Annotated in this window: 17 protein-coding genes; 12 read left to right on the top strand and 5 right to left on the bottom strand. The window is 67.9% G+C overall.

The genetic code is table 11. The features are described 5' to 3' along the window. Positions 1 to 132 precede the first annotated feature (132 nt). From AC1MED_RS11980 to AC1MED_RS11960, 5 genes are read left to right on the top strand one after another with little or no spacing between them, the layout of a single operon-like run. Positions 133 to 849 carry an NUDIX hydrolase gene (locus AC1MED_RS11980; RefSeq protein ID WP_346959317.1) on the top strand — a complete coding sequence of 239 codons (717 nt, stop codon included), beginning with the start codon at positions 133 to 135 and terminating at the stop codon, positions 847 to 849. Continuing rightward, entirely contained in the window at positions 846 to 2,156 is a 1,311-nt protein-coding gene (nadA, locus tag AC1MED_RS11975; protein ID WP_479783465.1) for a quinolinate synthase NadA, read from the top strand. Before AC1MED_RS11980 ends, nadA begins: the two co-directional genes overlap by 4 nt. Further along, entirely contained in the window at positions 2,153 to 4,030 is a 1,878-nt protein-coding gene (locus AC1MED_RS11970) for an L-aspartate oxidase (RefSeq protein ID WP_479783464.1), read from the top strand. Before nadA ends, AC1MED_RS11970 begins: the two co-directional genes overlap by 4 nt. Continuing rightward, on the top strand, positions 4,027 to 4,959 hold the full coding sequence (nadC, locus tag AC1MED_RS11965; protein ID WP_479783463.1) for a carboxylating nicotinate-nucleotide diphosphorylase: 933 nt from the start codon (positions 4,027 to 4,029) through the stop codon (positions 4,957 to 4,959). The genes AC1MED_RS11970 and nadC overlap by 4 nt, the downstream gene beginning before the upstream one ends. An 8-nt stretch (positions 4,960 to 4,967) precedes the next feature. Continuing rightward, positions 4,968 to 6,119, top strand: coding sequence for a cysteine desulfurase family protein (locus tag AC1MED_RS11960; RefSeq protein WP_479783462.1), 1,152 nt, complete (start codon positions 4,968 to 4,970; stop codon positions 6,117 to 6,119). Positions 6,120 to 6,137: 18 nt separating this feature from the next. Here AC1MED_RS11960 and AC1MED_RS11955 read toward each other — a convergent pair whose 3' ends face one another. Beyond that, positions 6,138 to 6,692 (bottom strand): GtrA family protein, encoded by a 555-nt coding sequence (locus tag AC1MED_RS11955; protein ID WP_479783461.1) that lies wholly within the window; start codon positions 6,690 to 6,692, stop codon positions 6,138 to 6,140. Positions 6,693 to 6,696: 4 nt separating this feature from the next. Then, positions 6,697 to 7,371 (bottom strand): DUF1684 domain-containing protein, encoded by a 675-nt coding sequence (locus AC1MED_RS11950; RefSeq protein ID WP_479780899.1) that lies wholly within the window; start codon positions 7,369 to 7,371, stop codon positions 6,697 to 6,699. Between the two features lie 127 nt (positions 7,372 to 7,498). Here AC1MED_RS11950 and AC1MED_RS11945 point away from each other — a divergent pair, with 127 nt between their 5' ends. Continuing rightward, complete coding sequence (locus AC1MED_RS11945; RefSeq protein WP_479783460.1) at positions 7,499 to 8,320, top strand: hypothetical protein; 822 nt, start codon at positions 7,499 to 7,501, stop codon at positions 8,318 to 8,320. Between the two features lie 86 nt (positions 8,321 to 8,406). Next, complete coding sequence (locus AC1MED_RS11940) at positions 8,407 to 9,213, top strand: transglutaminase-like domain-containing protein (protein ID WP_479783459.1); 807 nt, start codon at positions 8,407 to 8,409, stop codon at positions 9,211 to 9,213. 30 nt (positions 9,214 to 9,243) lie between these two features. On the opposite strand, the gene AC1MED_RS11935 is transcribed toward AC1MED_RS11940, so the two are convergent. Together AC1MED_RS11935 and AC1MED_RS11930 are read right to left on the bottom strand one after the other, a co-directional pair. Next, entirely contained in the window at positions 9,244 to 9,756 is a 513-nt protein-coding gene (locus AC1MED_RS11935) for a MarR family winged helix-turn-helix transcriptional regulator (protein WP_479783458.1), read from the bottom strand. After that, positions 9,756 to 10,859: an LLM class flavin-dependent oxidoreductase gene (locus AC1MED_RS11930; protein WP_479783457.1), complete on the bottom strand. Its 1,104-nt coding sequence runs from the start codon at positions 10,857 to 10,859 to the stop codon at positions 9,756 to 9,758. Before AC1MED_RS11930 ends, AC1MED_RS11935 begins: the two co-directional genes overlap by 1 nt. A gap of 255 nt (positions 10,860 to 11,114) precedes the next feature. On the opposite strand from AC1MED_RS11930, the gene AC1MED_RS11925 reads away from it, so the two are divergent. The 5 genes from AC1MED_RS11925 (at position 11,115) to AC1MED_RS11905 (ending at position 13,774) form a co-directional block, all read left to right on the top strand. After that, complete coding sequence (locus tag AC1MED_RS11925) at positions 11,115 to 11,363, top strand: hypothetical protein (protein WP_479783456.1); 249 nt, start codon at positions 11,115 to 11,117, stop codon at positions 11,361 to 11,363. A gap of 65 nt (positions 11,364 to 11,428) precedes the next feature. After that, positions 11,429 to 11,872, top strand: a complete 444-nt coding sequence (locus AC1MED_RS11920; RefSeq protein WP_479783455.1) for an esterase/lipase family protein — start codon at positions 11,429 to 11,431, stop codon at positions 11,870 to 11,872. Beyond that, positions 11,863 to 12,213, top strand: a complete 351-nt coding sequence (locus AC1MED_RS11915) for an alpha/beta fold hydrolase (protein ID WP_479783454.1) — start codon at positions 11,863 to 11,865, stop codon at positions 12,211 to 12,213. Before AC1MED_RS11920 ends, AC1MED_RS11915 begins: the two co-directional genes overlap by 10 nt. 453 nt (positions 12,214 to 12,666) lie before the next feature. Continuing rightward, positions 12,667 to 13,290, top strand: coding sequence for a hypothetical protein (locus tag AC1MED_RS11910; RefSeq protein ID WP_346959222.1), 624 nt, complete (start codon positions 12,667 to 12,669; stop codon positions 13,288 to 13,290). A 103-nt stretch (positions 13,291 to 13,393) separates the two neighbouring features. Further along, complete coding sequence (locus tag AC1MED_RS11905; protein ID WP_479783453.1) at positions 13,394 to 13,774, top strand: hypothetical protein; 381 nt, start codon at positions 13,394 to 13,396, stop codon at positions 13,772 to 13,774. An 81-nt stretch (positions 13,775 to 13,855) separates the two neighbouring features. Here the strand turns inward: AC1MED_RS11905 and AC1MED_RS11900 are convergent, their stop codons facing one another. Beyond that, the gene (locus tag AC1MED_RS11900) at positions 13,856 to 14,908 is read right to left on the bottom strand and encodes a S66 family peptidase (RefSeq protein WP_479783452.1); all 1,053 of its coding nucleotides are present in this window, start codon (positions 14,906 to 14,908) and stop codon (positions 13,856 to 13,858) included. Positions 14,909 to 14,955 lie beyond the last annotated feature (47 nt).

The following is a 14,955-nucleotide window of genomic DNA, read 5'->3' as shown; positions in this document are numbered from 1 at the left end:
ACATTTTGTACCGGGCGGCCGCCGTCGTAGAATTAGTTCTAGTCAACTTGACTATAACTACTCCGGCGGTAGGGCCGGAGCCGGCCGGGCGGTCCCCACAGGAGGGCCCGGGCCGAAGGATAGCGGGGGTCGATCACCGTTTACACCTCTCCAGCCAACGTCTCGGAGCGCCAGCTCGCGCCGCCGTCGCTGGCGATTTCCACGGTGATCTTCGCGCTCCGGCCGAGCGAACGTTCCGGCCGGCCCACGCTCTGGATCCCGCTGGTGCGCCGGATCCGCGAGCCTTTCAAGGGCCTTTGGGCGCTGCCCGGCGGTCCGCTGACGCACAACGAGTCGCTGCAGGATGCCGCTTCACGCAACCTGCGCGAGACCACCGGCCTGGCGCCGAGCTACCTTGAGCAGCTTTACGCCTTCGGCGGCCTGCACCGTTCGCCCACCCAGCGTGTGGTGTCGATCGTGTACTGGGCGCTGGTGCAGCCCACCGAGGCCGCGCTCGCCGACGAATCCGAAAACGTCCGCTGGTTCCGGGCCGACCGGCTGGGCGAGCTGGCGTTCGACCACAAGACGATCATCGACTACGCGCTCTGGCGGCTGCGGAACAAGATGGCCTACGGCTCGATCGCCTACCACCTGCTCGGCGAATACTTCACCCTCGCGCAGGTCCGGGAGGTCTACGAGGCAGTCCTGGACCGCGAGCTGGACCCGGCCAACTTCCGCCGCCAGATCAAGGCCACCCCGGAAATCGAAGAAACCGACGAATACCTGCAAGGCGGCAAGCACCGCCCGCCCCGCCTCTACCGCTTTACCGGCCGCCCCGGCCTCGATCCAGACAACAGGAGCACACCATGAGCAGCGTCAACACGGCGATCCAGCTGATCACGCGCGAACAGGCCGCCAGCGCCACGGGCATTGCAGCGGCGGGGTCCACCTGCAGCCCGGCGCTCGCCCGGGGCCCCTGGGACTACGACCTCGCCGAGGCCCTTGCCGGTGTGCCCGCCTACGGCCCCGGAGCTTCTGTGGCCGACGTCGCCCCGCCGTCCACCCCGCGGCAGGGCCAGCTCCCGGAGGAGTACCGCCTGGCCGGCGACGCCGAACTGGACGCCCGGATCAGGGCCGCCAAGGCGGCGCTGGGGGACCGGGCCGTCATCCTGGGCCACTTCTACCAGCGCGACGAGGTGGTCGAATACGCCGACTTTGTGGGCGACTCCTTCCAGCTGGCCAACGCGGCCCTGACCCGGCCGGACGCCGAGGCGATCATTTTTTGCGGCGTGCACTTCATGGCCGAAACCGCGGACATCCTGTCCCGGCCGGAGCAGGCCGTGATCCTGCCGAACCTCGCCGCGGGCTGTTCGATGGCGGACATGGCGGACATCGATTCGGTCACCGAGTGCTGGGAACAGCTGGAGGAGCTGTTCGGCACCGAGCCCGACGCCGACGGCCGGGTGCCCGTCATCCCCGTCACCTACATGAACTCCTCGGCGGCGCTCAAGGGCTTCTGCGGCGAGCACGGCGGCATTGTCTGCACCTCCTCGAACGCCGCCACGGTCCTGGAATGGGCGTTCGAGCGCGGCCAGCGGGTGCTGTTCTTCCCGGACCAGCACCTGGGCCGCAACACCGCCAAAGCCATGGGCGTGCCGCTGGAGCAGATGCCGATGTGGAATCCGCGCAAGGACCTCGGCGGCAACGGGGAGCAGGCCCTGCAGGACTCCCGCGTGATCCTGTGGCACGGTTTCTGCTCGGTCCACAAGCGCTTCAACGTGGCCCAGATCGAGAAGGCCCGCGCCGAGTTCCCGGGCGTGCAGGTCATCGTGCACCCGGAGTGCCCCATGGAGGTGGTCGATGCCGCGGACGCCGCCGGTTCCACCGACTTCATCCGCAAAGCCATTGCCGCCGCCACCGAGCCCACCGTCTTCGCCGTCGGCACCGAGATCAACCTGGTCAACCGGCTGGCCGCGGAGAACCCGCAGCACACCATCTTCTGCTTGGACCCGGTGATCTGCCCCTGCTCCACGATGTACCGCATCCACCCCGGCTACCTGGCCTGGGTCCTGGAATCCCTGGTCCGCGGCGAGGTGGTCAACCGCATCACGGTGGCCGACGACGTCGCCGCCCCCGCCCGCGTGGCCCTGGAACGTATGCTGGCGGCGCGGCCGTGACCAGGCGGCTCGTCGTTGTCGGCAGCGGGATCGCCGGGCTGTACGCGGCGCTGCTCGCCTCCGATCCGGGCTCCAATGCCTGGCCAACCGGGGCGCCGGCCGCCGAGGTGGTTCTCCTGACCAAGGGCGCGCTCGAGGAGAGCAACACCTTCTACGCCCAGGGCGGCATCTCCGCCGTGCTGGCACCGGGTGAGGCCGCCGCGGGTGACTCGGTGGCGGCGCACATTGCCGACACCCTCGCCGCCGGTGCCGGGCTGAACGATCCCGACGCCGTGCGGATCCTGTGCACCGAAGCCGTCCGGGATATCGCGGGGCTGCGCCGCTTCGGCGTGGACTTCGACGTCCGCGCCGACGGCGGCCCGGCGCTGGGACTCGAAGCCGCGCACTCCGCCGCCCGCATCCTGCACGCCGGCGGTGACGCGACCGGGGCCTGCATCGCCCGGGCGCTCGTGGCGGCCGTGCTCGACCGCGCCGTGCAGGGCAGGCTCCGGGTGGAGACCGGCGCCTTCGTCACCGAACTGCTGACCGGCGGCGGTGATCCGGCGGACGGCGCCGCGGAGGGAGCCGTCACGGGCGTCGCCTACCTGGCCGGCGGGGAGCTGAAGCGGCTCGACGCCGACGCGGTGCTGCTCGCCACCGGCGGCGCCGGGCGGCTGTTTGCCCGCACCAGCAATCCTTCGGTGGCCACCGCCGACGGCCTCGCCCTGGCCTGGCGCGCGGGTGCTGCCGTCCGCGACCTGGAGTTCTTCCAGTTCCACCCGACCACCCTGGCCGCGGCCGAGGTGCCCGGGGGGCCGCCCGCGCTGCTGATCTCCGAGGCGGTGCGCGGCGAGGGCGCGCTCCTGCTGGACGCCGCCGGCCACCGCTTTATGCCGGACTTCCACCCCGATGCCGAACTGGCACCGCGCGACGTCGTCTCCCGCAGCATCGCACTGCACCTGGCGGCCACCGGGCAGCCGGCGGACAGCCCGGTGTACCTGGATGCACGGGGCATTGAAGCCGCCCGCGGCTGCGGCTTCCTGGCCCGGCGGTTCCCCACCATCACCGCGGCCACCCGCGCTGCCGGCTACGATTGGACCGCCGAGCCGCTCCCCGTATCCCCGGCCGCGCACTACTGGATGGGCGGGGTCGCGACGGACCTGTCCGGACGCACCTCGGTACCGGGGCTGTACGCGGCGGGCGAGACCGCCTGCACGGGCGCGCAGGGTGCCAACAGGTTGGCCAGTAATTCGCTGCTCGAAGGGCTGGTGTTCGGGCGACGGGCCGTGGAGGACTTCCTCGCTGGCGAAACGGACTGGGCGTCAGTTGGGGCGTCGTGCGACGCCGTTCCTCCGCGTGCTGTCTCGGCCGCTGGCGGCCTCGCCTTGACGCACGCTTCCGGAACACCGTCGAACGACGGTGGGCAGCCGGCCCCGGGTGCCGCCCAGGAGTATCACCCGGCCAGCTTGCCCGATGGTCTTGTGGAGTCTGGGCCTGGTCCAGGGTCGTTTTCGCGGGAGGCTCTGGGGCGGTTGATGACTGGCGCTGCCGGGGTGTTGCGTTCGGGGGCTGAGCTCGATGCTGCTGCTGCCCAACTGGCTGCGTGGGCCTCGGTTGTCCGGCCTGAGAGGGTGGCGGACGCGGGGCTGGTTCAATCCGAGTACGAGGACCGGAACCTGTTGCTGGCCGCCCGGCTGCTGGTGGAGGCCGCCCGGGCCAGGACCGGCTCGGTCGGCGCCCACTTCCGCGCCGATGCAGCCGACGCCGCCAGTGACGCTGTTGCCCCCGGTCCGCCCGCGGTGCTCGCAGCCCCGGCCCGGTCCGCCCCGCCGGCCGGCCCGCACGGCCACCGGTATGCCGCCGTATCCCGCCCGAAACAAAGGATTCCGTCATGACAGCACCTGCCGCCGCCCTTCCCGCCGTCGTCCCTGCGGCCGCTCTCGCCGGCACCCTTCCGGCGGCCGCCGTCGGTGCCGTGCTGCGCGCCGCCCTGCAAGAGGACGCACCCTACGGCGACATCACCTCGCAGGCCCTGATCCCGGCAGGTGCCCGCGCCACCGCCGTGCTCGCGGCCCGGGTGCCCGGCGTCTTCAGCGGCGGGGAGGTGTTCGCCGCGGCGATGAAGCTGGCGGACCCGGCCGCCGTCGTCGAACTGCTCGTGGCGGACGGTGAGGCCTTCGACGCCGGCACCGCACTGGCCCGGGTGACCGGCAACGCCCGCGGTGTGCTGCTGGCCGAACGGGTGGCGCTGAACCTGGTGCAGCGGATGAGCGCGATCGCCACCCGGACCGCGGAATTCGTGGCGCTGGTGGCCGGCACGCGGGCGCGGATTACCGACACCCGGAAGACGACGCCGGGGCTGCGGGTGCTGGAACGCTACGCGGTGCGCTGCGGCGGGGGAGCGAACCACCGCTTCGGCCTCTCCGACGCGGTTCTGGCCAAGGACAACCACCTGGCCCTCCTGACCGGCGGGGACCCGGCGAAGCTCACCGAGGTGCTGCGCGACGCCAAGGCGCGGCTGGGGCACACCACGCATTTCGAGGTGGAGGTGGACAGCATGGAGCAGATTGAACCCGTGCTGGCCGCGGGCGTGGACACCATCATGCTGGACAACTTCTCGCTGATCGAACTCGCTGACGGGGTCGAGCTCATCGCCGGGCGGGCCCGCGTCGAGGCCAGCGGCAACGTCAGCCTCGCGACCGTGGCCGGCATCGCCGCCACCGGTGTGGATGTCATCTCGATCGGGGGGCTCACCCACAGCGTCACCGCCCTGGACCTCGGCCTGGATGTCGAGTTCGACGTCGAGCTGGAACCGGCGGGCTGAGGGTTGCCGTGATCTTCCTGGACGCCGCCGCCACCACACCGGTCCGCCGCGAGGTACTTGAGGCCATGTGGCCGTACCTCAGCGGCGACTTCGGCAACCCCTCAAGCCACCATTCGCTCGGCGACGCCGCCGCCACAGCGCTCGCCGGGGCCAGGGAGACCACGGCGAAAGCGTTGGGCTGCCGGCCCGGCGAGGTCGTCTTCACCTCCGGCGGCACGGAAGCGGACAATCTCGCCGTCAAGGGCATCGCCCTGGCCCGCCGCGCCGCGGACCCGCGCCTGGACCGGGTGGCGATCAGCGCCGTCGAACACCCGGCGGTGGAGGAATCCGCCCGGTACCTCGAACGCGTCCACGGCTTCGCCGTCGACGTGATTGACGTGGACCGCTACGGGCAGGTGAGCGAGGAGGCGCTCGCGGCCGTGCTCCGGCCCGAAACCGCGCTGGCCAGCGTCATGTACGCAAACAACGAGGTGGGCACGGTCCAGCCGGTGGCCCGGCTGGCGGCGCTGGCCCGCCGGCACGGTGTCCCGCTGCACAGTGATGGCGTGCAGGCCGCGGGCTGGCTGCCTCTGGACACGCGTGCCTTGGGGGTGGATGCCCTGAGCCTTTCCGGCCACAAGCTGGGCGCCCCGAAAGGCTGCGGGGCGTTGTTCGTGCGCAGCCGGACCCGGCTGGAGCCGCTGCTTCACGGCGGCGGCCAGGAACGCGGCCGCCGTTCGGGGACCGAGAACGTTGCCGGGGCGGTGGCGCTGGCAACGGCGCTGAGCCTCGCCGGGCCGTCGCAGCCGGAATCCGCCGCGCGCGTCGCTGCCCTGCGGGATGACTTCATTGGCGCGGTCCTGGCCGCGGTGCCGGGAGCCGTCCTGACCGGCCATCCGGTCGAGCGGCTGCCCTCGGTGGCGTCGTTTTGCTTCCCGGGAACCAGCGGCGAGTCCGTACTGCTGGAGCTGGAGCGGCAGGGCGTCATCTGCTCCAGCGGTTCGGCGTGTGCCGCGGGCTCCGACGAGCCCTCGCCGGTGCTGCTGGCGATGGGGATCAGCGCCGAGGTGGCCCAGACCGCCGTCCGCTTCAGCTTCGATTCCTCCATCACCGCGGCGCAGTTGCAGGAGGCGGCGGCCGCGGTGCGCACCGCCGTCGGCAGCGTCCGTTCCCTTGGGTAAGTGGCAGGCCGCTGAGGGCTAGCGGTGCCGGGCGCGGCGGAAGATCCAGTGCCGGAGCATCGTGAACCTCACGGCTGTCGCCAGGAAGCCGGACAGCGTGGTGGTCCAGAGTTCGGCGGCCACGGTCGCGTCCGGGTTGATCCAGTGCAGGATGCCGAGGCTGCCACCGGTGATCAGCAGCGCCACGAGGATGACGATCAGCCCGTTGAGGTGGTCGCGCTTCATCCGGTGCCGCTCGGTGATTTTGAACGTCAGCCGCCGGTTCAGCGCGGTGTTCATCAGCGAGGTGATGATCAGCGCGGCCGCGTTGGCCGGCTGGGGTCCGATCCACGGCCGCAGGAAGGCGTAGAGCGCCAGCGAGGTGATGGTGCAAACCACCCCGACGCCGGCGAAGCGCAGGAGTTGCCGGGCCACCGGGTACCGGAGCACACCCCGGTAGTGGCGGCGCGCCGAAGCCGACTGGGACGGAGCCGACGGGGAAAAAGCTGCCGGCGACGAAGCCGAGCGGACGGCTGCCGCGGTGCCCGGCGGAACGGGCGGGGCAGGCTGCGCCTGTTGTAGCTGCGAATCCATTCGGCTAGTACAGCTCGCCAACCGGGATGTCCACGGCGAGCCGGTTCGAGGGCCCGGCCAGGGGGCATGCCCAGGCCTCGTTGTACGCGCAGGAAGGGTTGTAGGCGAAATTGAAGTCCAGCACGAACTCGGCACCGGGCCCCGAACCGGTGACGCCGTGGAAGGCGCCCTTGATGGTGTCCAGCAGATAGCGGCCGGCGCCGTAGCTGCCCCCGGGCTGGCCCGCGGTGGCGTCGCGGAACGGCACAAAAATGCCGCCGCCGTAGCCGTTGAGCTTCCAGACGGCCAGCTGGCCCATCTCCGGCAGGTCGAAGGTGCCCAGCCGGACAAAGCGGACGACGCCGTCGGTTCCGGTTTCGACGTTCATCTCCCGCCCGGCGCCCTCCTTCGTGATGGGCACGTGGAAGCGGTAGATCGGGTCGTAGTCCGCGGTCTTCAGGCCGCCGAAACTTGCCTTGGCGTCGTCCGTCAGGGGTGAGGCGGGGTGCGTGCCGAACATCCGGTCCCGCTCCTGCCGCCAGTAGGAGTGCGCTTCGGCCGGGCTGTCCGCGGCGATCTTCCGCACGGTGGCGTAGAGCGCGAAGGTCCGGAGCCGCCAGTCTGCGATGTCGACGGCGGACATCCGCGCCACGCCGTCCGGGCCGCCAGATTCCGCTGCATCAAAGTGCTGTTCCGCCATCCCCCCAGCCTAGCCTTGTTTCGCTGCCGGACCTGCGGCGGGCCGTGCCGACGGCCGCGGCGTCCGCTTCTGCGAAACGCGGTTCCGGAAGCCCTGAACAGCCCCGGCCCGCGGTTACGCTGGCAGCATGACTGGCACGGCACTTCCCCGCGGACTCCGGCTAGCCGCTGCACTGGCGCTCACCGCGGCGGCGCTCGCCGGCTGCAGCAGCGAAGGCAAGGGCGCGCCGGCCTGGACGGCCGCACCTCCGGGCGGAAGCGCGACGTCGGGCCCCTCCGCAAGCGCAGCGTCGACGGCGGCTGGTCCGGGTGCCTCGGGGACGGCCACCGCTTCCGCCGGCGCAACTGCCGGCGCCACCGCGGGTGCGACGGCGGTGGCCTGGAAAACGTTCTACGATCCCGGCAAGACCGTGAGTTTCGATCTGCCGCAGGAGTGGATTGCGCAGTCGCTCACTCCGGCACCGGGCACCCTGCCGGGAGCGCTCAGGATCGAGGTCAAGGACGCGGAAGGCCGGTACCTGGCCACTCTGCAGACCGGGCTCCGGCCCCAGGCCGCCGCCTCCTGCAAGGCCCCGGCGGCGAAACCGTATGTGGTGGTCAGCAGCGTTCCGGTGGACCTGCCGCACCGCGGCGGGGAGGGAACCATCGACCCGCACGTGGTCTTCCGTGTGATCCAGGGCTACAAGTACTTCGGCTCCTACGGCATCACCAACGTGGTGGGCGGGGCGGGCGGGAAAGCCTGCACCCTGCGGAACATTGTCCGCGGCCCCGAGGGCAAGGGCGACTACTCCTTCGGCGATCTGGCTGAGTTCAAGGCGTTCGCTCCGGACCAGAAAGTCGCCCCGGCCAAGTCTTTTGACACGCTGGGCCAGGCGGACAAATACGTCAACGAGGGCTCGGAATTCGCCAATGTCCAGCGGATGCTAATGTCGCTGAAGATCAAAAACTAGTCCCGCCCCGCGCCCTCTACAACGGCCCGGGGCGACCGCCCGCCCGCTGACAAGCCAGCGGCTTCGCTCGCACCCTCCGGAGATTCATGGAACGCATCGTGTCCGCACGCCTGGCCTTCAAGACCGTGGCCGATACCAAGGTCGCGATGGCGGTGGCTGTTGCCCGCAACCCCGGCTACAGCGGATTCGAGGAGTCGTTGTCCGTGACGGCCGGCGGCGAGGACGTGCCCCTGACCGAGCTCTCGGACCACCACGGCGGGCGCTTCCACTACATGGAGTTCGCCGAGCCCACCGAGGTGCTGGTGGAGTACGGGGCTACCGTCACCGGTTTCGCCGCTCCGGAGGAACCCGGGCTGATGGAGCTTATCCGCTACGTGCGGCCCAGCCGCTACGCCGAGTCGGACCGGCTGCTCCCGACGGCGTACGCCGAGTTCGGCGGGCTGGACGGCGGGGAACTGCTGCACGCCGTGCGCAACTGGGTCTTCAGCGAATTGCGCTACGTCAGCGGCTCATCGCGCGGCACCGACGGCGCCGTCGAAACACTGCTGCACCGGCGCGGCGTCTGCCGGGACTTCGCCCACCTGGCTATCTCGCTGCTCCGGTCCAAGAACGTCCCGGCGCGGCTGGCCGCCGTCTACGCCCCGGGGCTGAGCCCGATGGACTTCCATGCCGTGGCTGAAGCCCATGTCAACGGGGCCTGGCACGTGATAGATCCGACCGGCCTCGCGCCCCGGGAGAGCATGCTCCGGATTACCGCAGGCCGGGACTCCTCGGACACCGCGTTCCTGTCCACCGTTGGCGGCAGCCTCTCGCTCCGGGAGCTCAAGGTCACCGCCACCGTCACCGGCGACCTGCCGGTCGAGGACCCGGCGGCGCTGGTCGCCATCCGCTGATACCCCCGGGCCCGCGGCGGAGCAGCACAGCTAGCGGCCCAGGACCGAGGCCCGCAGCTTCTCCGTCAGGCGCATCAGCTCACGCTGTTCCTCGGCGGTCAGTGCCGGGCCCACCAGATCCACGATGTCGCGGACATGCTCCCGCCCGATGGCCTTCTGCAGTTCCCGCCCAGCCTCGGTGAGCCGGACGAGCACGCCGCGGCCGTCGTCAGGCGCGGGTTGCCGCTCCACGAGGCCCCGCTTTTCCAACCGCTCCACCAAACGGCTCAAGCTCGACTGGCTCAGCAGCACGTGGTCGTTGAGCTCGTTCTGGCGCAGCCAACCGGAAGGGCAGCGGGAGAGGGTGAACAGCACGTCGTACTCGTTCAGGGCGAGGGACTTAAACGCCGGTCCGGCCTGCAGCCTGCGCATCACGGCGACCTGGGCCCGGAACAGCGACTCCCAGGTCTGCGCCGCGAGCCGCACCGGCGACGCCGGGCTGGTGCCCGATTCCGCCGGTGCTCCCGCCCGGCCGGTTTCCGCCGGTGCCGCTTCGGCGGACATCAGGCGTCCTGCGGCGCGGCCTCACGGGCCGCCACCGAGGCGGCCACGCGACCGGCGTGGGTCGGCGGTTCGGGCACGTGGGCCGGAGTCTTCTCGGCGTATTCCTTGCGGAGCACCGGCAGGACTTCCTCGCCGAACAGATCCAGCTGCTCCAGCACGGTCTTCAGCGGCAGGCCGGCGTGGTCGATCAGGAACAGCTGGCGCTGGTAGTCGCCGAAGTACTCGCGGAAGGTGAGGGTCTTTTCGATGACCTCCTGCGGGCTGCCGACCGTCAGCGGGGTCTGCGAGGTGAAGTCCTCGAGCGATGGGCCGTGGCCGTAGACCGGGGCGTTGTCGAAGTAGGGGCGGAACTCCTTCACCGCGTCCTGCGAGTTCTTCCGCATGAAGAACTGGCCGCCCAGGCCGACGATTGCCTGGTCCGCCTTGCCGTGGCCGTAGTGCTCGTAGCGTTCACGGTAGAGGCCGATCAGCTGCTGGTAGTGCTCCTTGGGCCAGAAGATGTTGTTGGCGAAGAATCCGTCGCCGTAGTACGCGGCCACTTCGGCGATCTGCGGGGTGCGGATGGAGCCGTGCCAGACGAAGGGGGCGACGCCGTCGAGCGGGCGCGGCGTGGAGGTGAAATTCTGCAGCGGGGTGCGGTGCTTGCCGGACCAGTTGACCGTGTCCTCGTCCCAGAGCCGGCGCAGCAGGGAGTAGTTCTCGATCGCGAGTTCGATCCCGTCCTGGATGTTCTTGCCGAACCAGGGGTAGACCGGGGCGGTGTTGCCGCGGCCCAGGACCAGGTCCACCCGGCCGTCGGCGAGGTGCTGGAGCATCGCAAAGTCCTCGGCGATCTTCACCGGGTCATTGGTGGTGATCAGCGTGGTGGCGGTGGAGAGGATGATCCGCTCGGTTTGTGCCGCGATGTAGGCCAGCGTGGTGGTGGGGGAGGAGGAGAAGAACGGGCGGTTGTGGTGCTCGCCGATGGCGTAGACGTCCATGCCGATTTCTTCGACCTTCTTGGCGATGGCAACCGAGGCTTTGATGCGCTCGTGTTCCGTGGGGGTGCGGCCCGTGGTGGGGTCGGTGGTGATGTCGCTGACGCTGAAGACGCCGATCTGCATGGTGTTCCTTTCCGGGGCCGGAGACTTCCGGTTGCTGCTTCTACTATACCCGATTTACATGCATTTGCATGTATCACCCTCTACAACGCCGTCTTTGTCGGATTATTCCTCGCCCTCCGGCCCGTGCCGTCCCCGGCCGCCGCCGGGCCCGGGTGCCGCATGCGTTGAGTCCCCGGAAGCGTCCGTATAGGGCACCCTCACCGGGGGCGACAGAGGGCAGGTCCGGTGAAGGAAGCCCGTCGGTAGGATCGACCTATGACCCGTAAGCCCTGGATGACTCTTGGTCCGCCTGCCCATATAGTCGAGCGTTTCTTCGAAAAGCACGGGCGGGCTGGCTTGGTGTTACCTGACGGTTGGTACGGGAGGCCTTTAAATTCCCTCTTCGCCCTCACCTCCGCCGTGGATCTTCCGAATGGACTCAAAATCGAGATTGAAGGTGGAAGGGAGCTGATTTTTGATCGGCAGACGTATGGCGAGCCAGGTGCGGTCGTCTTCGTTTCCTAGGTGGGGCAGTCACTTCTGGCGCTTGGCGTTCGGTGGCCCACCGGCTAGGCCTGTAGGCTCTGGTCGTGATTGCTCAAGTCTTAGGAGAAGGCCTTCCGCTAATCGTGATCCACGGATTCGGCGTTGATCATCGGATCATGCTGCCGCTAGAGGACGCCATTGAAGAATCCGGGTGGCAGCGCATCTATATCGACCTGCCGTGGGCCGAAGGAAATGCTGACAGCAACGCCATTAGCGCAGATCATGTCGCACACGGGGCCTTGGACGACATCCATGAGTGTCTTGGCGACCGGCCCTTCGCGGTGATAGGCAACTCCTTTGGGGGCATGATTGCCCGGTACGTCGCTCACGAGCGTCGAGATCAGATCCTTGGACTGGCTACTCTTGCGGGCGTGTACGAGCCGACCCATCAGGCGCGCATTCTCCCCGTCGGCAGGTTGTCCGAGAGGACCCCTCCGTTCTGGCTTTGGCTGGCCAGGCGAGGGATGACTACGAAGAGATGGCCGTAGTCCAGAGCGAGGCCACGCTCGACGCATTCAACACGTATGTACTTCCTGGACTCCGTGGCGCGAACCAAACCATTCTTGAACGGGTGGCAGAGCAGTATGCGCTCTCGGTCGATCCGGAGATCGCGCACCCTGCTCCGTTCGAAGCGCCCTCGTTGCACCTTTTCGGGCGTCAGGATCACGTGACGGGGTACGAGGACGGATGGAAACTACGCGACCACTATGTCCGAGGAACCTACGCGGTGCTGGATTCCGCCGGCCATAATGCCCATCTTGAACGCCCGGAACTCACCGCCGCCCTAGTGAAGGACTGGCTCGCACGGACCGGCACGGCTGCCCGGTAAAGGATCCTCTTACGGGACACCCGTGGGGCGGGGCCGCTATCCGTCGTATTCCACGTCAGCGAAGGCTTTGACTTCTGCGCGAAGTTGCTCGGCGATACGGGCGCCCTCAGCTTTCCAGGCCCGTTCGTTGGCGCATGAACTCCAACCTTTCTCATACAGGTTCTCGGTATCCCAGGCGTCGTACCAAGCGCGAAGCCGGCCAGTTAGGGTCTGTGAGAGTCCGAAATCTGCTGGCTTCATTGCGTAGTTGGTCGGGTGCTCGGCGGTGCTGTTCTCCCAAAGTGGCCACCGATGCCCGTAGTCAGGAAACAGGCGGATGACTGGACGGGTGGGGACCGGCTTACGGGCGGCCTCCTGAGGCTCCCGATAAGGATCGGCTTCCTCAGACCGGGAAACCGTGAAGGCGGCGTCCTCCCGTGGTTAGCTTTACCCCTACCGCGCGAAAGAAGCCTAATGAAAACGGACACGGAAGTACTGGCAGCCGACATGATGCGGTTTGCGTCCTTGCTAAGACACATGAACCTCACTGTCGTGGCGCTCAAATGCGAATCCCTTGCCAGAGCGCTTCAGAGCGAACCATCGGAAGATGCTGTGGAGGAGGTTCGACTGTGGCTCCGCTCGTCAATGAAGGGCGGCAGCGGAAGCCTCAGTGACCGGTACGTGCATACGGACGGAGAAGTGGATGAAGTCCTCAACGCCGACTACGAAGAACTTCTCCAGAAGTTCACGGATTTCGTCAATGCTGAGCCGGAATCAAAAGAGAGCGCGGCGGCTGCTGCCATGTTCGCCAATGAAGGCACTTACTTCCGTCTGATCGAAATTCCCGTCCGCAAGAGCTGGCTCTCCCTCAAAGGAACGATCACTTACGAAGTGGCGACTGCGCCGGGAGTCACGCGGCTGGTGACGTTGGATCAACTCGGTCAAGCTGTCGGTTATGGGCCGCAGGACTCCCGGAAAGATTGGCAGGAGTGCCAGATGGTTGCAGACCGCCTTTTCAGGGAGGGACGCAGGGACGATTGGGTTCATTACTCCAGCTCCTATGTCGTTCCCGACGAGACACTCCGAAAGGATTGGTAGCGATACGTTCGCAAAAGAGAGCGTCTACGTGAGGTAAATGACAATGGATGTGTCTCAGTGAGGGATCCCTCGACGGGACGCTCGTGGACGGTAGCGTTGGACTATGTCTCTGCTCGTCCGTCCTTCGGTTGGCCTGTATACGGCGTGGCGAGAAGCATACGAGGAGTGGGGCGACGGCCTCCACGAGGAGGGGTTCGGCCTGCTGGAGACCGACGATGTTCGTTCGTCGGAGGGATTCCTCGAGTTCGTCGATCGGCTCTCCGCCAAGGAATCCTCAGTAGACGACGGGGCCACGTTCCGTTGGATCGTCGAGGACGGCAAAGTCCTTGGGGGAATCGCTCTGCGTCACGAATCAGGCCGGGACGTGGACGTCCTGGGGCACGTTCCCTCGGTAAAGACCATAGAACGCTGCGGCGGAGTTTTGGACGGGATCGTGACGACGAGCCGAGGGGAAGTAGGACGCTACACAATAATGGCCCGATAGCGCCCCTGGATCGGCTAACGGGCGCCGCGTCAAACGCAGAGCGCCGGCCGGTCCCATTTCCGAATCCTCGACCGGGGCGCCTCAGCTGTAGTCAGCGGTAATTGTTTTGGTGATTCCGTCGAGCCGGATCAATCCTCCGTGGGGAAGGATCCATTGGGGTCGGGTGTGGCCGAAGGGAACTCCGACGCAGATGACCGCGTCCGGGTTGTACGCACTGACCTGCCCGATTATCACTTCGCTCTGCTCCTCGCGTAGTCGGGCTCGTTCGTCCGCTGCCGGCACAGGTGCGCCTAGCCGGCTGACTGGTGGCCGGGCGACCAGTACGCCGGCGGCGGCTTCGAGGATCCCTCTCTTTCCCAGGGCCCGCACCCATCGCCGCACTTCGTCTGCGGCGGGCAGCTCCTCGCTAGTCTCGAATAGCAGGATCGCCCCTTCGAGGTCGCGCACAGCCGGCATCCGGTCAGCCATCGCGATCTGATCGATCACCTCGAGACAACCGCCCCACGAGCGTCCTTCCACGACCGTCGTTGGACCGGACCAGGCCCACGGTTCCGTCGCCTCGCGGATACCGAAGTGGGTCAGGGCGCGGGGGTCTGTCCAGGTGATGCCGAAGTCTTCTGACTCTCCAGGATCGGTGAGTTCGATGGATCCGCCCTCGATCAACGCGGCGCGAAGTGAGGCGAGGTGCTCGCCATCCACACGTGGTCCTGCTCCTAGATGCACCTGCGTGGAACCGCCGTAGTAGCTGGGGATCCCGAGACCCCACAGGAAGTTGTGCAGGTTCGTGTTGTCGCTGTAGCCGAGGAATGGCTTCGGGTTGTCGGTAATGACCTCGGCGTCGATGTGCTTGATGACGGTGATCTGGTCGTTGCCACCGATCGTCGCAAGTACAGCCCGGATAGAGGGGTCAGCGAACGCGGCATTAATGTCGGCTGCCCTAGCCTGCGCGCTTGCGCCCAGTTGCCTTGTAGTTGCGTACTCGACTGGTATCAGCCCGGTCGTTTCCGTCAGCCGCCTCATAGCCTGCTCGTGAACAGCCTCCGAGACGGCAGGTGCCGCAAATGCTGGAGACAGTATCGCAACCCGATCGCCAGCGCCAGCCTTCGCGGGGGCAGCAAATACTCTTGGCTTCACCTCATCATTAGATCAGTCAAGGAAGTCATCCCAGGACTTCCACGCCG

Source organism: Arthrobacter sp. BI5, from assembly GCF_056680065.1.
Note: the sequence above shows the minus strand (reverse complement) of the source record. Positions and strands in the feature narration are given on the sequence as shown.